22 protein-coding genes are annotated in these 22,314 nt (G+C 35.7%); 9 read left to right on the plus strand and 13 right to left on the minus strand.

From position 1 onward, the window contains the following. Positions 1–62 precede the first annotated feature (62 nt). The 6 genes from ACTJIP_RS19390 to ACTJIP_RS19415 all read right to left on the minus strand — a co-directional run bounded on the left by ACTJIP_RS19390 (position 63) and on the right by ACTJIP_RS19415 (position 6,756). The gene (locus ACTJIP_RS19390) at positions 63–902 is read right to left on the minus strand and encodes an energy transducer TonB (protein ID WP_077418835.1); all 840 of its coding nucleotides are present in this window, start codon (positions 900–902) and stop codon (positions 63–65) included. A 29-nt stretch (positions 903–931) separates the two neighbouring features. Then, positions 932–1,501, minus strand: coding sequence for an ExbD/TolR family protein (locus ACTJIP_RS19395; protein WP_047386008.1), 570 nt, complete (start codon positions 1,499–1,501; stop codon positions 932–934). A gap of 11 nt (positions 1,502–1,512) precedes the next feature. After that, the gene (locus ACTJIP_RS19400) at positions 1,513–2,121 is read right to left on the minus strand and encodes an ExbD/TolR family protein (protein WP_047386006.1); all 609 of its coding nucleotides are present in this window, start codon (positions 2,119–2,121) and stop codon (positions 1,513–1,515) included. 61 nt (positions 2,122–2,182) lie between these two features. After that, positions 2,183–3,046: a MotA/TolQ/ExbB proton channel family protein gene (locus tag ACTJIP_RS19405; protein ID WP_047386005.1), complete on the minus strand. Its 864-nt coding sequence runs from the start codon at positions 3,044–3,046 to the stop codon at positions 2,183–2,185. 240 nt (positions 3,047–3,286) lie between these two features. Next, positions 3,287–6,100 carry a leucine--tRNA ligase gene (leuS, locus tag ACTJIP_RS19410; protein WP_440704971.1) on the minus strand — a complete coding sequence of 938 codons (2,814 nt, stop codon included), beginning with the start codon at positions 6,098–6,100 and terminating at the stop codon, positions 3,287–3,289. 182 nt (positions 6,101–6,282) lie between these two features. Beyond that, on the minus strand, positions 6,283–6,756 hold the full coding sequence (locus ACTJIP_RS19415) for a lipocalin family protein (RefSeq protein WP_077418833.1): 474 nt from the start codon (positions 6,754–6,756) through the stop codon (positions 6,283–6,285). Between the two features lie 198 nt (positions 6,757–6,954). Here ACTJIP_RS19415 and ACTJIP_RS19420 point away from each other — a divergent pair, with 198 nt between their 5' ends. The 3 genes from ACTJIP_RS19420 to ACTJIP_RS19430 are packed head-to-tail and all read left to right on the plus strand — an operon-like array spanning position 6,955 to position 9,337. Continuing rightward, positions 6,955–7,932 carry an acyltransferase family protein gene (locus ACTJIP_RS19420; RefSeq protein WP_440704972.1) on the plus strand — a complete coding sequence of 326 codons (978 nt, stop codon included), beginning with the start codon at positions 6,955–6,957 and terminating at the stop codon, positions 7,930–7,932. A gap of 23 nt (positions 7,933–7,955) precedes the next feature. Continuing rightward, positions 7,956–8,711: a glycosyltransferase family 2 protein gene (locus tag ACTJIP_RS19425; RefSeq protein ID WP_077418831.1), complete on the plus strand. Its 756-nt coding sequence runs from the start codon at positions 7,956–7,958 to the stop codon at positions 8,709–8,711. Further along, a complete protein-coding gene (locus tag ACTJIP_RS19430; RefSeq protein WP_077418830.1) occupies positions 8,711–9,337 on the plus strand; it encodes a deoxyuridine 5'-triphosphate nucleotidohydrolase in 627 nt (208 codons plus the stop codon). Before ACTJIP_RS19425 ends, ACTJIP_RS19430 begins: the two co-directional genes overlap by 1 nt. Here the strand turns inward: ACTJIP_RS19430 and ACTJIP_RS19435 are convergent. The 6 genes from ACTJIP_RS19435 to ACTJIP_RS19460 all read right to left on the minus strand — a co-directional run bounded on the left by ACTJIP_RS19435 (position 9,329) and on the right by ACTJIP_RS19460 (position 13,131). After that, positions 9,329–10,561 carry a 3-deoxy-D-manno-octulosonic acid transferase gene (locus ACTJIP_RS19435; RefSeq protein ID WP_440704973.1) on the minus strand — a complete coding sequence of 411 codons (1,233 nt, stop codon included), beginning with the start codon at positions 10,559–10,561 and terminating at the stop codon, positions 9,329–9,331. The genes ACTJIP_RS19430 and ACTJIP_RS19435 overlap by 9 nt on opposite strands. 5 nt (positions 10,562–10,566) lie before the next feature. Next, positions 10,567–10,911: a cupin domain-containing protein gene (locus tag ACTJIP_RS19440; RefSeq protein ID WP_077418828.1), complete on the minus strand. Its 345-nt coding sequence runs from the start codon at positions 10,909–10,911 to the stop codon at positions 10,567–10,569. Then, positions 10,908–11,375, minus strand: coding sequence for a DUF1648 domain-containing protein (locus ACTJIP_RS19445; RefSeq protein ID WP_077418827.1), 468 nt, complete (start codon positions 11,373–11,375; stop codon positions 10,908–10,910). Before ACTJIP_RS19445 ends, ACTJIP_RS19440 begins: the two co-directional genes overlap by 4 nt. Before the next feature lie 22 nt (positions 11,376–11,397). Then, positions 11,398–12,114 carry a C40 family peptidase gene (locus ACTJIP_RS19450; RefSeq protein ID WP_047385994.1) on the minus strand — a complete coding sequence of 239 codons (717 nt, stop codon included), beginning with the start codon at positions 12,112–12,114 and terminating at the stop codon, positions 11,398–11,400. An 85-nt stretch (positions 12,115–12,199) separates the two neighbouring features. Beyond that, positions 12,200–12,847 carry an O-methyltransferase gene (locus ACTJIP_RS19455; protein WP_077418826.1) on the minus strand — a complete coding sequence of 216 codons (648 nt, stop codon included), beginning with the start codon at positions 12,845–12,847 and terminating at the stop codon, positions 12,200–12,202. A gap of 128 nt (positions 12,848–12,975) precedes the next feature. Continuing rightward, the gene (locus ACTJIP_RS19460) at positions 12,976–13,131 is read right to left on the minus strand and encodes a CCPGW family putative bacteriocin (protein ID WP_410493605.1); all 156 of its coding nucleotides are present in this window, start codon (positions 13,129–13,131) and stop codon (positions 12,976–12,978) included. An 839-nt stretch (positions 13,132–13,970) separates the two neighbouring features. Here ACTJIP_RS19460 and ACTJIP_RS19465 point away from each other — a divergent pair. Genes ACTJIP_RS19465 through ACTJIP_RS19475 form a run of 3 tightly spaced genes read left to right on the plus strand, consistent with a single transcriptional unit; the run spans position 13,971 to position 16,157 of the window. Beyond that, positions 13,971–14,564, plus strand: coding sequence for a hypothetical protein (locus ACTJIP_RS19465; protein ID WP_077418824.1), 594 nt, complete (start codon positions 13,971–13,973; stop codon positions 14,562–14,564). Positions 14,565–14,617: 53 nt separating this feature from the next. Further along, positions 14,618–15,190, plus strand: a complete 573-nt coding sequence (locus ACTJIP_RS19470; protein WP_077418823.1) for a hypothetical protein — start codon at positions 14,618–14,620, stop codon at positions 15,188–15,190. Further along, positions 15,174–16,157: a hypothetical protein gene (locus ACTJIP_RS19475; protein WP_440704974.1), complete on the plus strand. Its 984-nt coding sequence runs from the start codon at positions 15,174–15,176 to the stop codon at positions 16,155–16,157. Before ACTJIP_RS19470 ends, ACTJIP_RS19475 begins: the two co-directional genes overlap by 17 nt. 52 nt (positions 16,158–16,209) lie before the next feature. Here the strand turns inward: ACTJIP_RS19475 and ACTJIP_RS19480 are convergent, their stop codons facing one another. After that, positions 16,210–17,043 (minus strand): OmpA family protein, encoded by an 834-nt coding sequence (locus ACTJIP_RS19480; protein WP_047385985.1) that lies wholly within the window; start codon positions 17,041–17,043, stop codon positions 16,210–16,212. An 87-nt stretch (positions 17,044–17,130) separates the two neighbouring features. Here ACTJIP_RS19480 and tilS point away from each other — a divergent pair, with 87 nt between their 5' ends. The 3 genes from tilS (at position 17,131) to ACTJIP_RS19495 (ending at position 22,200) form a co-directional block, all read left to right on the plus strand. Next, the gene (gene tilS / locus ACTJIP_RS19485) at positions 17,131–18,480 is read left to right on the plus strand and encodes a tRNA lysidine(34) synthetase TilS (protein WP_440704975.1); all 1,350 of its coding nucleotides are present in this window, start codon (positions 17,131–17,133) and stop codon (positions 18,478–18,480) included. Then, a complete protein-coding gene (locus ACTJIP_RS19490) occupies positions 18,470–20,539 on the plus strand; it encodes a protein-disulfide reductase DsbD family protein (RefSeq protein ID WP_077418820.1) in 2,070 nt (689 codons plus the stop codon). The genes tilS and ACTJIP_RS19490 overlap by 11 nt, the downstream gene beginning before the upstream one ends. Positions 20,540–20,661: 122 nt before the next feature. Next, positions 20,662–22,200, plus strand: coding sequence for a T9SS type A sorting domain-containing protein (locus ACTJIP_RS19495; protein ID WP_440704976.1), 1,539 nt, complete (start codon positions 20,662–20,664; stop codon positions 22,198–22,200). Positions 22,201–22,314 lie beyond the last annotated feature (114 nt).

Consider the following 22,314-nt stretch of genomic DNA (forward strand, 5'->3'; position numbering starts at 1 on the left):
CAAAAAAAATAAAAAGAGAAGCATATGCTTCTCTTTTTATTTATATTTTGAACAAATAAGTCTTATTCAAAGTTCATAGTAAATGGTACACTATAGTAAGATCTAACGCTCTCCCCGTTTCTCTTCGCAGGAGTCCATTTTTTAAGTTTCTTAACTACACGTACAGCTTCACTGTTAAAGTCGCCATTTGGAGATTTCTCTTCAATAGTAACTGCAGAAACAGTTCCGTCTTTTTCTACAACGAACTTCAGCTTAGCTTTAAGCGTTCCTTCGCCTCCTTCCATTAAAGAAGTATCAAAATTATCTCCCAAGAACTTTCTTAATGCTCCCATACCTCCAGGATATTCTGCAGACTGGTCAACATCTTTGTAGATCTCGTTAGGATTATTTGTTTTCACCTCTGCTGTACTAGCTTTAGTACCTGTAGATGGTGGTGGCGGTGGCGGCGTATAAGCCGGAGCCTTTACCCCCTCCTGATTATTCAAACCAGTTGTAGTTTCCAACTGCTTAGAAATCGGTGGTGGTGGAGTTTCAATTTTCGGAGCTTTTACAGGCTCAGGAACTACGTTCTGAATCACCTCAATTTTCTCTTCTTCTTTTGGAGGAGGTGGTGGCGGTGGTTCTTCTTCCTTAGGCTGCTCGATAATCGGTTCTTCTTCGATAATATCTACTAGATCTGCCTTTACTTCTTGCTTAGGCGGAGCTGTAAGATTTTTAATCGTAAGATAGATGAACGGAGACAAAGCTGCCAAAAGGAATAATGCTGTTCCGATGATAAAAGACTTTGTTAAAAGTCTCGGATACTGATGTCTAATATCGTAGGCACCATATTCCTTGTTTCTATTTTCAAATACGATTTCGTCTAGAGTAAGATTCTGACCGTATACATTTTCATCTGCCATAGATTAGATATAACAATTTTATGGTTAAATTACTTTGTAGCAGCAGCTGGTGCAGCAGCACCTCCTACTTTTTTCTCGTAAATAGCTTTTTCCCAAGGTTTGATATCAGTAACACCGTACTGCTCACTTTTGGTAATTGCCATTTCGTCAAGAATATCAACAAAGTTCTTATATATAGCATCGTCAGTTGGCTTAATGATCACGGTAAATTTCGTTTGATCTGCAGCTCTAGATTTTGCCTGCTGAATTACTTTTCTAATTCCTTCTCTATCAAGAGTAGTTTCCATAAGAGTCTGGTCATTCAAGGAAGTTGCATCCTGCTGGTGCCAAAATACTCTATTATTTTTTCCTAATAAGATAGAAATTGAGTTAGAAAGTTTAATTTCTGTTGGAGGTGGTTTTTGTTTTTCATCTTTCGGTTTAGCCGGAAGACCCAAATCCATAACATTCGGTTTACTGAATGTAGTTGTGAACATAAAGAAGGTAATCAATAGAAAACCCAAGTCCACCATCGGAGTCATATCAACTCTGGTGTTTTGCTTCTTGGAACGGACCTTGCCGCCCTTGCCGCCTTTTTCTTGTACTTGTACTTCTGCCATTTCTATCGATATTATTCGTTAGGTTTACCTTCTTGTGATGTAATCAACCAAAATTTAAGAAAATCAATATCTCTTAAACCCTCAAATAGACTTTTAACTTTAGGGTACTGCGTTGTAACGTCACCTTTAATGGCTAACTTGTAGTCAGGGTTAACACTTAAACTTTCTTTTACCCAGTCAATTAACTGCTTATTTGTACTGTCCATAGGAATTCCTGAAGGACTCTTATAATTTTTCTGCTCATCTGCAGGCATATCCAAGTAACCTTTAAGTTGGTTCATTGGAACTCCAATTGCCTGAACTTTCTGGAAAGCCACTTTTTGGTTGTTGTCAAAAGTAATACCATACTTTTGTCCCATTTTATCCAAAAGAGCAAGTCTTTCTGATGCATTGTCCACTGGCTGGAAATAGAATTTTCCATCCGGAGTAGCGTTGATAGTCATTAAACTAGCATCAGGAAGCAATTTTTCCGAAATTGAAGATGGCGGTTTGATCTGCTCCACGTCAGGTTTTTTAAACTGAGTGGTCAAGATAAAGAACGTAAGAAGTAGGAACGCAACGTCACACATTGCGGTCATGTCCGTAACTACTCCATGTCTTTTTGGTTTGACTCTCGCCATTATTATAAAATATTTTTAATTAAACTTCTTTTAATTGCTAATGCAAATATCTTGCTAATTCTTAGTTGAATTCAGCGAAAGATTGTTGGATACTCATAGAGATCTCGTCGATCTTGTAAGTTAATCCATCAATTTTAGATGTAAAGAAGTTATAAAGGATAATAGCGATTGCTGAAGTACCAATACCTAATGCCGTGTTGATCAAGGCTTCAGAGATACCTGTAGATAGAGCAGCAGCATCCGGAGTACCACCTCCTGAACCTAATGCGAAGAATGCCTTGATCATCCCGATTACGGTTCCAAGTAGTGCGATTAACGTTGCAACTGTACCTAGAGTAGAAAGGATCATCATGTTTTTCTCAAGCATTGGCATCTCAAGAGTAGTAGCTTCTTCGATAGCTTTGTTAAGAGCTACCATTTTCTGCTCCTTATTTAATGTAGTATCGTGAGAAAGTGCTTTGTAAGTAGTAAGACCTTCTTTTACTACGTTACCTACAGAACCTTGTTGTCTGTCACACTCTTCGATAGCTTCGTCAATTTTGTTTTGGTTTAGTAAGCTTCTTACTTGTACAACGAAGTTGTCTAAGTTTCCTTTTCCAGCAGCTTTACCAAGAACGAAATATCTTTCAAAAGAGAAAACGATTACAGTAATCATGAAAGTAATCAAGATTGGTACGATAACCCCTCCTTTGTAGATAATACCTAAGAACGATTCTGGGTGAATGTCTTTTCCTTCAACACTTGAAAAGGCTACAGAACCACTTCCTAGTTTATCTGCATCTTTAAAGTTTCCTGGGCTCCCAAGAACGAATAAATAAATACATACTCCTATAATAAATAGAATAGGAATAATAACAGCTGGATTTAAACCTCCTGCCTTTCTAGCAACTACTTGCTCATCATTTTTTGAAACATTCATTTCCATATTTAACTAAATTATATTGTTTTAAAATTTTACAGGGTGTAAATTAAAGGCAAAATTAATTAAAATGCAAGAGTCTTAATTAAACATTTTGCTTTTTTTTGATAAAGAAATTTTAATACGATTTCGATATAATAATTATTTTTAAATATTTTATTTATTTTTCCCAAATTTAACATTTGAGTTAAAAAATCAAAAAAATAAGACACCCATTTTTTTTAATTTCCCAATGTTAAATTTTATTTAAATTACGATATTCACAATACGGTGAGGGACTACAATGATTTTTTTAGGGGTTTTGCCTTCCAAAATTTGTTGCATTTTCTCATTCGAAATCACCAAATCTTCCACTTCCTTGGCAGATAATTGAGCTGAAAGTGAAATTTTGAACTTCATTTTACCATTTACACTTACCGGATACTGAATTTCGTCCTCAACCAGATAATCTTCATTTAATACCGGGAACTGTTCAAATTCAATAGACGTATCATGTCCTAACAAATTCCATAGTTCTTCACAGATATGAGGAGCATATGGAGAGATGATAACGGCCAGCGGCTCTAAAATATTGCGCTTATTGCATTTTATTTTCTGAAGCTCATTGACAGCAATCATAAATGATGATACAGAAGTATTGAAAGAGAAGTTTTCAATATCATATACCACCTTCTTTATTAAAGTATGCAAAACTTTATATTCTGCTTTTGTAGGTTCTTCTTCCGAAACTTCAAATGTATCTTCGTTGAAATACAGATTCCAGAATTTTTTAAGGAAACCATATACTCCACTTAATCCCTGCGTATTCCAAGGCTTGGATTGTTCTAATGGACCCAGGAACATTTCATATAGTCTTAAACCATCAGCGCCATACTCTTCACAGATATCATCAGGGTTAACAACATTGTATTTTGACTTGGACATTTTTTCTACTTCACGATCTGTGATGTATTTTCCATCTTCCAGGATAAATTCTGCATTAGCATAATCAGGTCTCCAGGCTTTGAAAGCTTCAGTATCCAATTCGTCTGAAGTCCCTTTTAATAAGGATACGTCAACGTGGATCTGTTGAGTCTGGTAATCTTTTGCTAAGTTTTTAGATACATATTGGTTGGTTCCGTCAATTCTGTACACAAATGCACTCATTCCCAAGATCATCCCCTGGTTGATCAATTTCTGGAATGGCTCATCATGATTGATATATCCTCTGTCTTTTAAGAACATGTTCCAGAAACGGGAATATAATAGGTGGCCTGTTGCATGTTCGCTTCCTCCTATATATAAATCTACTTGTCCCCAATAGTCTGAAAGATCTTTGGCACAGAATTCTCCGTCATTCTGAGGATCCATATATCTAAGGAAATACCATGAGCTTCCAGCCCAGCCCGGCATTGTAGATAATTCTAACGGGAAAATAGTTTTATCATTAACAAGATTTGTAGCAACTACTTTTTGGTTAGCTTCATCCCAGGCAAATTCTTTTGCATTTCCTAATGGCGGATCTCCGTCTTCTGTTGGTAAATATTTTTCAACTTCAGGAAGTTGTAATGGTAAAGCAGAAGCAGGCAATGTGTAAGGCATCCCATCCTTATAATATATAGGAACAGGTTCTCCCCAATAACGCTGTCTTGAGAAAATAGCATCACGCTGTCTGTAGTTCGTTGTTCCATGACCGATTCCTTTAGTTTCGATCTCGGAAATTATTTTTGACTTTGCGTCGTTATAATTCAATCCGTTTAAGAAATCAGAATTTACACAAACGGAATCTTTGGAATCAAAAGATTTTTCCTGAATGTCTTCTTCTGTCTCTACAACTTTTTTAATTTCAAGGTTGAATTTCTTTGCAAATCTGTGGTCACGTTCATCATGTGCCGGAACAGCCATCACTGCTCCTGTTCCATATCCCATCAATACATAGTCTGAAATATAGATTGGCATTTTTTCGTTGCTGAACGGATTGATTGCATAACTTCCTGTGAAAGCTCCACTCACGTTTTTCACGTCAGACATTCTGTCTCTTTCCGTTTTTTTGGAAGTTTCTTCAATATAAGTATCTACTTCTACTTTTTGAGCATCAGTAGTAATAGTTTCTACTAAAGGATTTTCTGGAGCCAATACCATAAAAGTTGCTCCAAATATAGTATCAGGTCTTGTCGTGAATACCTCAACGATTTCATCGTGGCCTTCTACCTGAAACTGAACCTGCGCTCCCTGAGATTTTCCTATCCAGTATTCCTGAGAATCTTTCAAAGGCTGAGGCCAGTCTAAAGTATTCAATCCTTGTAATAATCTTTCAGAGTAAGCAGAAATTCTCATACTCCACTGCATCATTTTCTTTTGGAAAACAGGAAACCCTCCTCTTTCAGATTTTCCGTCTTTTACTTCATCGTTTGCCAATACAGTTCCTAGCGCAGGACACCAGTTTACAGTGGTTTCTGCCCTGTAAGCAAGACGATAGTTTAACAGGATATCTTCTTTATCAAGATCAGAAGCCATTTTCCATTCTTCTGCTGTGAAATTTAATTCGTCGTTCTGATTGGCATTTAATCCTTCCGTTCCTTTTTCTTCAAAGTGTTGAATCAAGAAATCAATAGATTCTGCCTTGTCGGTATTTTTATTATACCATGAGTGATACAGCTGGATAAAGATCCACTGTGTCCATTTATAGTAAGAGGCGTCTGAAGTTCTCACTTCTCTGCTCCAGTCAAATGAAAATCCGATTTTTCTTAACTGCTCTTCGTATCTGTTAATATTTTGTTCTGTAGTAACAGCCGGATGCTGCCCTGTCTGGATAGCATACTGCTCAGCAGGAAGTCCAAAACTGTCATATCCTACGGGGTGAAGAACATTAAACCCCTGATGTCTCTTATATCTTGCATAGATATCAGATGCTATATATCCCAGCGGGTGACCTACGTGAAGACCTGCTCCGGATGGATACGGAAACATATCGAGTACGTAAAATTTGGGTTTATCTGTGTTATTAGAGGTTTTATAGGTTTGATTTTCCTCCCAGTATTTCTGCCACTTTTTTTCTATCTGCTGATGATCGTAAAACACTTTATATATATGTTATATGTTAGACTTTAAAATATTGAATTATTTTTCTTTTTAACAAGATTCACAAAAATAATGATTTTAAAGTAAATGGAAATTTAATTTATGATGAATTGCAATTCTATCCCCAACAAAAAAATCCCATCCGGAGATGAGATCTGTTTTATATCCTGAAGTACATCCTATTATTGAGTAATTCTTTTGAAGGTATATGTTCTTGTCTGGAATATAGTAGGATCCTGAGTTTCCTCTCTTACAGCAAGATTGAGCGTTGTAGCATCCAAAGTAATAACCTTTGCATTTTGCGGCTCTACGATTCCCTGGATTTTCATTTGAACGTCTTTTCCTTCCTTATTATAGGTATAATTGAATTTTATATCAGAAAGAATAGCACACTGGCCAGGTGTAGCGGTATCTCCCCAGTTCGTTTTTCCTCCTTTGGAGTCAACGCTGAAAAACCATCTGGTCTGCTTCTGACAGTCAGTATAAGTAATCGTGTTAGAAACCGGGTCTTCACCAACCTCTACAGTGGTAACTACTTCTTTTAACGGTTGCCATGTCCCAACTAGAGGAGCTTCCAGAACAGGATCATTGTCATCACTACATCCTGTAGCTGCAAACAAAGACAAACCTGCAAATAGTAATGCTAATTTCTTCATAGATCAATTTTTTCAAGCGCTAAAATTATAATTTTTTTGATTTATATTACTATTTTTTATGAAAAATTATTTCATCGACCTTTATTTATATATATTTTAAAACCCTCAGACCTCATTTTCCCTTTATTTAACAAATAATGAATACATGAACCCATTCATTTTATTAAAAAAGTTATTTTTGCAAGAAAGAAAATACAAATGCAGGATATTACGAAAAACAATTTTGATTTTATACGCGTTCTCCTTGCCTTTATTGTCTTTCTCGGACATCTGGGCACCCTCAGTAATTCTCCTGATCTTAAAATTTTTGAGCACAGCCCTATAGAAATTGCCGTTTTCGGTTTCTTTGCAGTCAGCGGATTTCTTATAGCAAGGAGTTATGACAGGTCTTCAAGCCTGAAAAGTTATTTAAAAAAGAGAATCAAAAGAATTGTTCCCGCTTACTTATTGGTTATTTTTTTATGTGCAATTTTATTAAGTTTGGTAAGTACCTATTCTTTCACCGAATATTTCAGTAATACACAAGTTTACAAATACCTATTCTGGAATTCATTATTTTTAAATTTCAAAGCACCCTGGCTTCCCGGAGTTTTTGGAAATCAAGCAGTAAATGGTGCTCTTTGGACACTGAAAATAGAAATGTGCTACTATTTCGCAGTACCGTTGTTGTTTTTGCTTTTTGGAAAGAATAATAAATACAGAAATATAAGTTTGATTATTTTATACTTTTTGTCACTTATTTATCTAAATTATTTTGAATCATTACATAAAATTTCACTTGCTAAACAGCTTCCCGGAACATTATCCTATTTTATCCCTGGAATGTTGATTTACTTTAATTTTGATAAATTTATCAAACATAAAAATATAATTTTCATCATCGCTCTCGCTACCGCTTGGATTGATTTATACTTAAAAATTCAGCTTTTTTCCCCAATGATGATCGGTGTTATCGTAATGTATATTGCCTATTCATTCAAATTCTTAAATAATTTTGGAAAATATGGTGATTTCACATACGGAATTTACATTTTTCACTTCCCAATTATCAGAACTTTCCAGACTTTAGGGTTATTTGAAGATTACAATCCGTTTGTAATGGCTCTGGTATGCATGTTCGTGGTCATTGCTGTAGGGGTAAGCTCATGGCATTTTTATGAAAAAAGATTTTTATAATTTTACAGTCTCAAAAAACATAAATGAAAGATCTTGTCTCCATTATCACTCCCTGTTATAATTCGTCAGAATTTATCGAGGAAACCATACAGTCTGTTCTTAACCAAACCTATGAAAACTGGGAATGGCTGATTACTGATGACCTTTCCACAGATAATACTGTTGAGATCATCAGAAAATATAATGATCCAAGAATAAAACTACAGGTACTGGAAAAAAATGGTGGAGCAGGAAATGCCAGAAACAATAGCCTGGAAAGAGCTCAGGGAAGATATATTGCTTTTCTGGATTCTGACGATTACTGGTATCCGGAATATCTGGAAACAATGACGGATTACATGCAGGAGCATAATGCAGAACTGGTCTACTGCAATTATTCCAGATGTGATGAACAGCTTCAGCCTATTCTAAAAGATTTTTTGGCTGATAAAGTCGTTACGTTCTCCAATCTGTTGAAGACATGCCGTCTGGCACCGGTTTCTACGATGTACGATACCAAAAGAGCAGGTAAGTTTTTGTTCCCTGTAAAAAGTAAGCGTGAAGATCATGTCATGTGGCTTAATCTTTTAAAAGTAATTCCTGAAGGGATTCCTGTACAAAAGACCCTGGCAAAATACAGAATGCGCGAAAACAGTGTTTCCAGAAAGAAAAAAAACATCATCAAAGATCAATATCTTGTCTATAAAGATTTCATGGGATTTTCAACAGTAAAATCATTGTATTATACAGCTAACTGGGCACTGAACGGATTCATGAAATATTCGAAATTTTTCAATTAATGGAATATTCAAAAGAGTTTAAAGCCGCTCTGAGCGCTTTTTCCGCTGCCGAGAAAGACAAACTTATTTTCAGACTTCTGAGAAAGGATAAATTACTGTCGAAAAAGCTGTATTTCGAACTTATTGATCCGGAAACTACAGATGATAAGAGAGATGCAATGGAGGAAATTGTAACGGAAAAGGTTCTTTTAGCCTCAAAATACACCGGAAACGCTCCCTATTTCCTGACGATCATCCGAAAGATAAGTGCAGAGATTACTGAACACATCAAAATTACCACAGATAAATTCGGGGAAGTTTCACTGAATCTTCTTCTTATCAATAAAATCCTGGAAAACAACAGTGACCTCAGCAGACAAAGGTTTGATAATGTTTACAAGCTTTATATTTATGTCATCAACAAATTATTCAAATCTTTGACTCTTATTAAAAAACTGGATGAGGATTACTGGATGGAAATTGATGAATATCTGCGTGACACCCAAGAGAAGATCTCAGAAAATCATTATCTACAAAAACTTTGCGTCAACAATGGCCTTGATACCAGCTGGCTGGAATGTGACAGGATTCCTGAAAACATAGATCAGATCATGAAGGAAATGAAAAGCCAGGGATATTTACGATAAAATTTTCTCCAGAATCATTTTGGTAGAATCTGGTTTTCCATCTACAAATTTTTCCGCATTTTGAGACATTTCTGTAAGCTCTTCCTGATTGTCTTCATTCATAAGAAATAAAACAAATTCTGCAGCTGTATATTCGTCTGAAAATGATTTCCCACCGTTCGCAGCGATGAGATCATCGGCTTCCGGATTCTTTTTGTACTGATTTCCAAAAATCACAGGAACGCCAAAAGTTGCCGCTTCCAGAATATTATGAAGTCCGGCATCATGAAACCCCCCTCCTACAACAGCTGCATCTGCGTAAGAATATAATTTTGACAGTAAACCAATGCTGTCTATAATCAGAACCTGAGTGCTGGAAATATGAATGTTTTGAATTTGGCTGTATAATAAAGCATCGGGAAATATATTTTGCAAATGTTCTACTCTTTTCAGATCATGTGGTGCTATGATGAGTTTCACCGTATTGTTTTTACGGGAAATCACTTCTGCTATCTTTTCTTCAGCATGCCATGAGCTCCCAAAAACTACAGCTTTATGATCTCCTTTAAAGTCTGCTATAAAGTCTACATGGTTGTTCCGTTCACGAAGTTGTTTTACTCTGTCAAATCTTGTATCTCCCGTTACGGAAGATTTTATCAATCCCACACTTTTAGCCAAGGCTAAGGAAAACTGAGTCTGATGAAAAAACCAATCTACATCTTTCTGAAGCTGCTTTACAAACCATTTGCCATAGGAAGTAAAGAAGGATTGCCTTTCATAGAACAGAGCGGAGATAACGTAGATCTTTGCCCCTTTACTTTTCAGTTCAGCAAGCAGATTATACCAGTAATCATATTTAACCGTAAAAAATAGTTCAGTATTAAACTGCGATATAAATTCCCTCACAATATGTTTTTTATCGAATGGCAAGTAACAAATAACGTCTGCGATGTGTTTCTTTTTAATGACATTCTCATATCCTGAGGGAGAGAAAAAAGTCACCAGAATTTTATGCTGAGGGAAATTCTCTTTAAGCTTCTCCAGGACAGGTAATCCCTGCTCGTATTCTCCCAAACTGGCAGCATGCATCCAGATTACTTTATCTGTTTTTGTAAATGCTGATTTTACTTTATCCAAAGACTGCTTTCTTCCTTCAACGCCTTTTTTAGTTTTATCATTAATCAATGCAAAAACCTTCATTCCGAAAGTAAGGAGACTGATAAATATAGTGTATAGAAAAGCCATTTTAATTATTCTTTTATTTCAATTCTATCGTGATCCGCAGGTGGATTGGATATGACTAAAAATTCGATTTCTTTGGTGGATTCATTGGAGATATAATGTTTTGATTCCTGTGCAATAGAAATAGACTCACCCTGTTTAACCTGGAATTTCTCTTCATTAATATAAAATACAGCTTCTCCTTTCAGAATATAAAAAAACTGCTCTGCTACTCTGTGAAAGTGCAGTTTTTCTGATGTTCCCGCAGGCATTTTTTCCTGCTTCACAGATAAGCCTTTTGTGTTTTTCAGAATCCAGCTGTCACAATGGTTTCCCCAGATATAGTGCTCAGAATTATCTTTAGAATGTATCATTTGAATATATGGGCAATAAAAAGTAGTGCAGGAGTAAATAACACAACGGATAAAAATATGGTGGCAAATGAAATTTTGGGTTTTGCCTGATCATCTGCAGCATATCTGAACATATAGTCCTGAATATTTGTAAAAATGATTGCCAGTACAACAAAAAGTATTCTCAATCCAATTTTCATAATTAAAAACTGAGCATTCATATTCTGATCTGTAATTTCTACAGGGAAATTAGTATCTTCAGGATGTCTTAATCCATAGACGAACAGGGCATATAGTCCAAGAGCTAATACAGGCATCAGAAATGCATATATTTTCCCACCAAATCCATCAGCCTTTCCTTCCATATCAAAGTGTACAGGAATTCTCTCTGGCAATGCGCTATAGTTTTTCAGGGTAAATCCCCACAAAAAAGCGACCCATCCAAAATTAAAAATATCAAAAATTATAAAAAGAGTATTTTCCATTTCAGATGAGATTGAATTAGGATTAAATTACACTTTTCAATACTCTCAGCTTGTGAGTATGCTTGTTCATTTCTTTATTGAAAATCCCCGTGGAGTCCAATGTATCAATTCTTACTTTCCCGGAAGCATGAATGATCTTTTGATTACCCAGCATAATTCCTACGTGGATAATTTTTCCTTCTGCATTTTCAAAGAATGCAAGGTCTCCGGGCTGTGTTTCCTCTATAAAAGTAAGCGGCTCTCCTACCTCAGCCTGTTGTGAAGCATCTCTTGGAATTTTAATATTGTGAATTTTATATACCAGTTGAGTAAATCCTGAGCAGTCTACAGCAAAAAAGCTTTTGCCTCCCCACAGATAAGGTACATTAAGGAATTCTTTTGCCGTAAGGGCAATACTTTCACGTACATCATGACTTCTCCTTGAAGCAACCACCGGGAACTCCACTTCTGATCCCATAGACAATAGTGTCTTCCCATCATTCATTAAAACGGAAGAAAAATCTTCAGTAACGACAGTCACTTTTCTGCCTGCCAGCTCTTCATCCGTTACCGGTTTCAGCTGTTTGGTATCCATCCATCCTTCATAGCCGTCGTAATGCATTTTTATTTTGGTCCAGTTTTTATCTACTTCCAAAATATCTGCACTTTCTCCAAACAATATTTCCGTAACAATTTCAGCTCTGTCAGAATTCTCTGCACGAACCGGCGCTACTGTAACAATACAAATTCCTTTATTCATTAACTCTCAATTTAAAGATTGAATAATTTAAGATTAAAATACGATCTGTACAATCTTTAACTATTTTACTCTTTGAATATTTTAATTACTTTCTGCGAAGAAAGTTGACTCCATCACGCAAAGGTAAAATAAGATTTTCAAAATCTTCGTCTTTTGCCGCCAAATCGTTCAATTCCTGGATAGACTGTGTAGATTTCAATTTCGGATTTTCTTCAAGCACTTTCCCGTACCACAAAACATTATCAAACAAAATTACCGTTCCGGATTTGGTGTGAGGTTTTATCAATCTAAAATATTCTGCATAATTTTCCTTGTCAGCATCCACAAAAATCAGATCAAAAAACTCATCTGTTTCTTGCAAGAATTCTTTGGCATCCTGAAGTTTAAAATCAATCTGATTGGCATATTCACTGGTCTCAAAATACTTTTTCGGCAAATAAGCAAGATCTTCGTTCACATCCAGCGTTGTAATTTTCCCCTCTTTTGCCAATCCTGATGCAAGGCATAGAGTAGCATATCCTGTGAATGTTCCTATCTCCAAAATACTTTTTGGCTGCAGCATCTGGGAAATAATAGTCAATAACCTTCCCTGCTGGTATCCGGAAATCATATGAGGCTGTGTCGTCTTTTGATAAGTCTCTCTTCTCAGTTTTTTCAGAATTTCGGATTCCGAAGAAGCGTGTGCTTCCAAATATCTGTCCATTTCAGGATTCTTTTCTTCAAAAAAACTCATACAATTTTAATTTAAAACAAATTTAAGGATTTTAAAGCTAGTTTTTAAATTCAACAAGAAGATACAAAAAAGAGAGAAATTAATCCCTCTCTTTTTCTTAGCCATATCTAAATTTTATGTAAAAATCATTATACTGCTATACAATATTGTCTTATACCAGCACAAACCCATCCTGGGCAACACTCTGTTTGTGGGCTAGTACAAAATATCTGTGGATTACATCCTCTAATAGCACCTTGTACAGTTTTCATTTCTACTCTTGAAAGTTTTTTTGAATTTTTCATAATTATTTTGTTTAGTATTAATTTCCTACTCTTTAAGATTTTCGGACACCTCTTTTTTATTTCCTTTTAAAGGGATTTAAATATACACATTCTTTTGTTAACCAACCAATTATACGCTAATAATTGGTTATAAATTAAAAAAACACATCATACCGGGAAAACCCCCATATAAAATACCGTGAAAATACGGATGGTATTTTTGTGGTATCCGTTGTAAGTTTGCAATGAGAATAAGGGGTAAAAACACTAAGAGAAACAAGATGATTGCAGGAGAGACACAAACTAACCATGGGAATCACAAAAAAGTTATGCTGAAAGGCAAAACTGATTCTTCTGCAGCAAAAACTAAGAAAGAAATATCCACTTCATTTTTGCTACGAATTATTTCACTCCTGAAAAAGGAAGAATTAATTTGATTAAAAATAGATCCCGGCCACCTTCGGGATTTATTTTTTTTTAAGCAGTAGTATCTCTTTTCAAACTCCATCAGCTATTCTTCCTGATCATTGGATCAACAATCTAATCCCATTCCGGGACCAACATTTCCCAACTTCAATTCAAAAGAACTTTTCTGAGTTCATCTGACAAACCATTGTTATAAACATCAATAAAAACAGTCTGGATTATCATTAAGCAGCCTGTTATTCCGGGGTCCTCATATTTCCAATCTTCACATTTCAATATTACAGGTTAAAGTCCTTATAAAAAACAGGATAAACACTTATTCTTAAGCACTTACATAATTCTACATTTGATCTAAGTTTCTCAACCATGAAACACTCACACGAGGAGGCCCCCGAAAATCCTAAAACAGAGTAGGGATATTTTAAAACAACCACATGAAAACAAAGACTTTATTTTTAATTGGAGCAATAGTGGGACTTGTTATGATATTTTCCCAGCTAAAGCCTCAGGAAATGTCTTTTTATAAAGAAAAAGGCAATTACATTGTAGACAACAATTACATCCTTAAAGATGTTAAAAAAATTTCTGATGAAGACATGAAGAGTTTATTAAAACTACAAAAACTCCATCAGAATAGTTTGGGTACCAATTTTATTATATACAAAATCAACAGACAGTATATCATCCGCGGATGTTTAATGAAAGCTAATATCGACTGGAAAAAATACGGTGACCTAAGAGCTAAAGTAGATGGCATCCTGAAAAAATACGGAGCCAAAGAACTTGGAACGGATTATTATGCAATTCAAAACAATCAGGTTGCTACTAATGCTGCCCTGCTGAGCCAGAAAGATATTGCTTCTTTAGGTAAACTTACCATAAGAGGTGCTGAAGAATATACGATCTGTCCGCCAACTATGGGAAGAAAGAATCTTACCAATGTGATCATAAAATCTTACAAAGTCAATACAGCTATTGATCCAAGAATCAATGTAAAACTTAATAGTGTGTTGGCTAACTACAAATAACAGTTAAAGGCTGTTTTTGTTCTGAAGACAGCCTTTTCTTAAATCTTTTTGTCATGAAAAAAAAGCTTCAGTTATCCGGAATATTCATTATCATATTGATGGTATTTACCATTGGTATGAAGGGAACGTTTGATGGCTACTACGGTTTTTATTATGAAAACAAAAACTATGATAAACCTCTGGTTTATGTGATATCAGAGAACTTTGCCCAATCAAAACCTATCAATATGTTTACAGCTTATACCGGTTTTGATACCGGATATGGTTTTTATGCACCGAATGTTGCCAGTGATTTTGTAATGAGCTTTGAGCTGAAAGACAAGAATGGAACTCTCCTGGAACAAAAGACCATGCCTTATTTCAAAAGTAAGGAGAGCAGAGTGAGATATACTACTGTCTTTAATATGTTTCTGGATAAAATTTCCGATAAAAACACCTATGACAAAAAATATTATCAGTATCTGGATATTATTATCAGGCAGATTGCAGCACATGTGATGAAAGAAAACCCAAAAGCTGCCAGTGTTACTACAAAACTTTATCTGTACGACTACCCTACTATTGCAGATTTTAAACAGGGAAAAACGAATGAAAATCTTATTCTTATTGATGAATTCAAACATTAAAGTGATGAAAAAGCTGAATGTACTTTATACCCAACTTGAAAGCTTCTTTTTCAAACAGGACAATCAAACGGAATTCTTAAGCTTCTTCCGTGTTGCTATAGGAACTGTTATCCTCTTACAGTTTCTCGCAGTGATCCCGGATTTTGACAAATTATTTTCAAGCAGCAGTATTATTCCACAGGATATTATGAGTGTTTTCACTCCTGACTGGCTGATTACTTTCTCAAAAATCATCACCTTTTTACAGGGCTTCGGCATTGAAGAAAGTACAACAATTGTGATGACCAAAATATCATTTATTACCTTGTGCATTTTGATCATTACCGGGTTTTATTCCAGAGGCTCTGCACTTCTTTTACTTATACTTCAAATTGCATTACTCAAAGGAAGTTCTTTCTTTGCATATGGTGCAGACTTTTTCACAAGCATGTCTTTATTTTATCTCATCCTTTTTCCTTCAGACCAACATTTTTCACTCAGGAATTTTATTTTCAGTAGAAAATCACGAGAGATAAATACCACACCGGTAAAAAGATTATTTCAGATTCATATTTCAATTGCTTACTTCTTTTCCGGACTGGATAAAGCTTTAGGTTTCAACTGGTGGAACGGAGAATCTATCTGGAAAGCCATTCATCTGCCCTATTCCAACAGAGATCTGAATTTTGATTTCAGCTGGCTTACAGAACATTCTTATCTCTTAAGTTTCATGGGATGGAGTACCATTATCATCGAGATGTGCTACCCGTTTTTCATCTGGTACAAACCGACTCAGAAGACATGGCTTTTCCTAACAATTTCTATGCATATAGGAATCGCACTCGTTCTTAATTTATACTACTTTTCAGCTATTATGATCGTATGGAATATCACCAATTTTTATTTTGAGCAAACAGCGAAAAAAGCAGTTCCTTATTCAAAGAAAAAAATATCAGCTCATTATATTCCGAAACAAATTAACTCATAAAAAAATAAATCCCGAATTGCTTCGGGATTTATTTGTATGTATGGTTGAGTGATTATTTCTTAGGAGCGATATCCATCAGTTTCATAAACTCATCAAGCTTAGGCATAATGATGATTTCCGTTCTTCTGTTTTCGCCTCTACCTGAAACGCTCATGTTCGTTGCTTTCGGGTTGTACTCAGAACGACCTCCAGCTGTAATTCTTGCCGGATCTACTCCAAACTGAGTCTGAAGAACTTTAGCCACAGAAGTACCTCTCAATGCAGAAAGATCCCAGTTGTCTCTCGGAAGATTTGGAGAGTTCAGTGGAGCATTATCTGTATTACCCTCGATCAATACTGAATATTTATCGTAGTCATTGATTACTTTTGCTACTTTACCTAACACTTCCTGAGCAGCAGGCAGAATGTTGTAATCTCCTGTTTTGTATAACATATTATCTGAAAGAGAGATCATTACCACTCCTTTCAATACCTTCACCTGTACATCCTGATCTGATACATTATCTAAAGATCTCTTCAGCTTGTTAGACAATGCCAGGTTCAGGCTGTCATTCTTAGCATTGTTAGAGATCAATTGCTTGATATAAGAATTGGAAGCATTGATTTCTCCTACCAGTTTATCAATATTAGCAGAACTTTTTCCGGTATTGGAAAGACATGCATCAAGTGATGATTTTAAAGCATCATGCTGGCTTTTCAGCAAGTTGTTTTCACCGGACAATGCAGAGTTCTGAGACTTCAAATCCTGAATTTCTCTCTGTCTTTCTCCGATATTTTCAATACACTGCTTATAGTTTGAGCTCAAAGCATCATACTGCTTCTTGCTGACACAAGATGTCATTCCCAGCGCCATTGCAGAAACTGCTACAATTTTTAAAATCTTCATAAATAATCATTTTTAGACTACTCAAAGTTAGGAAAATTCAATTGAATTATATCGGTTATCTTTGCATAAAAGAAATTCTCAACATCTATGTTGGAAAAATCAAGCTTTATCAGTCAATTAAAAAATCTCGTTAACGAACCGGAAAATCATACGTATCTTCTGGCGGTAAGCGGAGGAGCAGATTCTATAGTTCTTGCCTCTTTATTCAGGGATTTTGGGAACAAAAACCAAGATTCAGAATTCCAGTTTCACGTTGCCCATATCAATTATAAACTTCGTGGTAATGATTCGGATCTGGATCAAAAAACAGTGCAAGATTTTTGTGAGAAAAATCATATAAAATTTCATTTGTATGAAGTTTCGGAAAAGGATCGAAAACCTGAGAATTCTATTCAGCTTTGGGCGAGGGAACTTCGATATACTTTTTTTAAAGAAATTCAGGAAAAGGAAAAACTGGAGTTTCTGGTTACCGCTCATCATCTGAATGACCAGCTGGAAACATTCATCATCAACCTTTCCAAAGCTGCTGGCATCAACGGACTCAGTGGGATTCCATCAAATGACAATTATATTCTCAGACCGCTATTGAATTTTTCAAAAAAAGAAATTTATCAGTTTGCTGAGGAAAATACGATTGAATTCCGGGAAGATTTGTCTAATAAAAAAAATGATTACCTGAGGAATAAGATTAGAAATGAGATTGTTCCGATGCTGATGGAAACCAACGACCATTTTCTGGAAAACTTCAAAAAAAGTTCTTTGTACCTGAACCAAACTAAAGATTTTGTCCAGAAACAGATTCAGGAGATAGAAAATCGTCTTACGGTATTTAACCAAAACAATAAAATCTTATCAAAGGAAAAGCTGGATCAGGAAAGCGACTTCGTAAAATTTGAAATTTTAAAAAAATACGGATTCAACCAGGAGGAAGAAATACCAAAAATTTTTAAAGCCGAAAACAACAGTTCATTTTTTTCAAAAGAATATCAGTTGATTGTCAATCGTGATGAACTGATTTTTATTGACAAAAGCAATGAAAAGGAAATCGAAGAGGAAATTGTACTGATTGATCATTTTGATTTTTCCGAAAACCAAATCAACATCAATCTCGTAGATTACATTGAAAGCATTGATGGAATCAATAAGGGGTTTGAATGGGATTTTGATGCTGACAAACTTCATTTCCCACTACGTTTGAGAAAACAAAAAGAGGGTGACGAGTTGTATCCAACCGGTTTTTCCGGGAAAAAGAAAGTTTCTAAGTTTTTTAGGGACGAAAAATTATCTATTTTAGCGAGGCAAAAAATCTGGATACTGACTGACAGTAATGATTCTGTACTAGGGATCATTCCCTTCAGACAGGATAGAATATATGCAAAGAATGAGAAGACAAAATGGAGTCTCAAAATTTTTAATGAAATGAACAATGAAATTTAGAAATTGGTTTTTATTAATTCTACTATTTTTAGCGACAGGGATTAATGCGCAGATAAAAAATCCTGTAAAGTTTAAATTCACCATCAACGACCTGGGAAACAATCAGTACGAAGCGGTATTGAATGCTACTATGGAAAGCGGATGGCACATTTACTCAAAAGATTTACCGGAAGATACCGGAATTCCTACTGAGTATAAAGTTACGGGAAAGAATATTGAACTGATTGGGAAGTTTACCGAAGTAGGTAAAAAACATGAAGAGTTTTCTGAAGCTTTTGGTGGAACAATTGTCTTCTACTCCAATTCAGCAGGATTTAAGCAGAAATTTAAATTAAAAGATCCGACAAAACCTGCAGATGTCACGTCTGAAATTACTTATCAGACTTGTGACGACAGAGTTTGTCTTGCTCCCAATACATTAGAATTCAACCAAAAAGTTACCCCAAAAGGGGCAACAGAAGAGGCCGCAACTGAGGAAACAGCGGCTCCTGTAAAAGACTCTGTAAAAATAACTGAAACGGTTACTGAGAATCCTGCCAAAACAGAAGTTGCGATCACAGAAACTTCAAAACTGGATCCTAAGCAGCTGAAAATTGAAACGATAGATTTCAAAAAACCATTAACAGATTGTGGTACTGCTTCTACTAAAGTGGACGAAAATTACTGGACCTATTTATTCCTAGGATTTATAGGCGGTCTGATCGCGTTGCTTACGCCTTGCGTTTTCCCAATGATTCCATTAACAGTTTCATTCTTTACGAAAGGCAGCAAGAACAAAGCGAAAGGAAAAAGAGATGCTCTTATTTATGGGTTTTTCATTCTTCTTATCTTCGTTTTATTAAGTATTCCTTTCCACATTATCGACGGGATTGCAGGAAATATCTTCAACGAGATTTCTACCAGCGTATGGCTGAATATCGCCTTCTTTATCATTTTCATTTTCTTTGCCGGAAGTTTCTTCGGATATTATGATATCACTTTACCGAGTTCAATCGCTAATAAATCTTCTAAAGCGGAAGAAGCAGGAGGACTTATCGGTATTTTCTTCATGGCATTGACATTGGTGATTGTTTCTTTCTCCTGTACAGGGCCAATTTTAGGAAGTTTACTAGGAAGTGCAGTAACGGGTTCTACTAACGTTCCGATGTTATTGACATTTGCATTGGCAGGATTTGGTCTTGCCTGGGCAATCATTTTCGGACTATTGGCTTTATTCCCGCAAGCATTACAAAGTCTTCCGAAATCCGGAGGATGGATGAATACGGTAAAGGTAGTTTTAGGTTTCGTAGAATTGGCTTTAGCCTTGAAATTCTTATCTAAAGCAGATCTTGTTTCTAAGACATTCTTCTTAAAAAGAGAACTTTTCATTGCAATCTGGATCATAGTAGCATTAGGATTAGCATTATATTTATTAGGATTCATCAGATTCCCGCATGATGATAAAAAGCCTAAAATATCCATTACAAGAAAGATATTAGGCGCATTGGGAATAGGTTTTGTAATCTATTTAATCCAGGGATTAATACCATCTGACCGTCCAAAACTGCAGTTGTTAAGCGGGATTTTACCTCCACTGAACGTAAGTTATTTCCATGATGAAAAAGATGGAATTTTAGGAATGCATCCGGAACACGACTTCTTCAAAGCAATAGAACTTGCCAAAAAAGAAGATAAACCTATTTTAATTGACTTCACCGGATACGGTTGTGAAAACTGTAGAAAAATGGAGGAGTTTGTATGGAGCGAACCAGATATCTTACCTATCCTTCAGAACGATGTAGTATTAGCATCTCTGTATGTGGATGACAAAGAAGAGCTTCCGGAGGATCAAAAAACTAAAATTGACCTTGGTGAAGGGCAGATCAAAAAGGTAAAAACAATCGGTGACAGATGGAGTTTATTCCAGCAGGTTAACTTTAACAATAACTCGCAGCCTCACTATGTTTTGATAACTCCGGACGGAAAAGTAATCAATACTCCGGTTTCAGGATATATGCCAAAAGAGGATTTCAAGAAATTCTTGGAATGCGGTGTTAATTACTATAAAAAGAGTAAATAAAACATTTACATATCATTGAAAAACTCACACTTTACCGTGTGAGTTTTTTTATTTCTAATGACTTGAATAAACATCAAAATAAATTAATTACATTAGAGCAAACTAATACCCAATCAAAAAAAATGAGAAACTTTACGGTGATTCTATCATTATTCTTAACTTCTATTTTGTCCGCCCAGACTGCTCCTTCCATTCAATGGCAAAAATCTATGGGCGGAAGTAATGTAGATATGCTTCATTTTGTTGAGCAAACTTCCGACGGGGGATACATTATTTCAGGTTCTACCTTTTCCAATAATGGAGACCTTACGGGAAATTTTGGCAGCAGGGACGCATGGATTCTTAAGTTGAGTTTCAACGGAAGCATAGAGTGGCAAAAATCATTAGGAGGCAGCCAGGCAGAATTATTCCAGTCTATACGGGAAACTTCCGATGGAGGTTATATTCTCGCAGGAGCATCAACTTCTGTAGATGGCGATCTTACCAACAACAACGGTCTTGAAGATTATTGGATTGTAAAATTAGATTCAGTTGGAAATATAGAATGGCAAAAATCTATGGGTGGAAGCGATCGTGATATTGCACAAGATATTTTGCAAACGTCTGACGAAGGATACATTATTGCCGGAACAAGCTATTCTACTGATGGTGATATACTGGGAAGCCATGGAGGTTCAGATATCTGGATCATTAAAACAAATTCCACAGGAAATATACAATGGCAAAAGTCTTTAGGCAGTAGTTCAGCCGAAGAAGTACAATCTATTCAACAAACTTCTGATAATGGATATATTATTGGAGGGACCACCGGAAATATTGCAGATGGAGATGTCACACAGATATATGGAGGAACAGACTATTGGATCGTAAAACTGGATTCGGATGGGAATATACAATGGCAGAAATCTTTAGGCGGAACCGGATTTGATGTTGTCCATTCTATCCAACAGACTTTTGATGGAGGTTATATTGTTGCTGGAGTATACGAAAGGGCAATTCCTCCCTATGCTCTAAATTCCGATTATGGCATCATAAAACTAGCCAGTAATGGAGATATACAGTGGCAAAAATTTTTTGGAGGAAGCAACAGTGAGGTCGCCAACTCTATTCAGCAAACCGCTGATGGGGGATATATTATTGCAGGATTTTCCAATTCTAACAATGGCGACGTGCTAGGAAATCATGGTAACAGTGATTTCTGGATTTTAAAAACAGATAATACCGGAACGCTTCAATGGCAAAAATCTTTAGGCGGAACTGGTAATGAGAGCGCAGGATCTATCCGAAAGACAGTGGATGGTGGATATATTATTATTGGATATTCCAGCTCCAACAATGGAGATGTTTCAGGGAACCACGGAAACATTGACGGGTGGATCGTAAAATTAGGCCCGCAACAATTAGGAATCTCGGAAAGTCAGAAAATGAATCAACCTAACCTCTACCCAAATCCGGCAAAAGATTTCTTTTATGTGGACCATCTTCCAAAAGGAACTGTTATGGACATTATTGATATGTCAGGAAGAAAACTTTTATCCAAAAAAAATAATGAGGAAAAAATAAAAATCAATACTTCTATATTCTCAGAAGGAATCTATATTGTGCAAATAAAAAACAAAGACGGAATCATTTTCTCAAAGAAAATAACCGTCAGCAGATAGTTTATTGATAAAATTCAGTCATTCACCAATAACATCAATACATTATTTAAGCTTAGAAAAATAATTATTTTTATTATAATCAACTAAATAAACAATAAAACACCAAGCGTAGTG

It is taken from the genome of Chryseobacterium sp. 22543 (assembly GCF_052044565.1).
Lineage (GTDB): Bacteria > Bacteroidota > Bacteroidia > Flavobacteriales > Weeksellaceae > Chryseobacterium.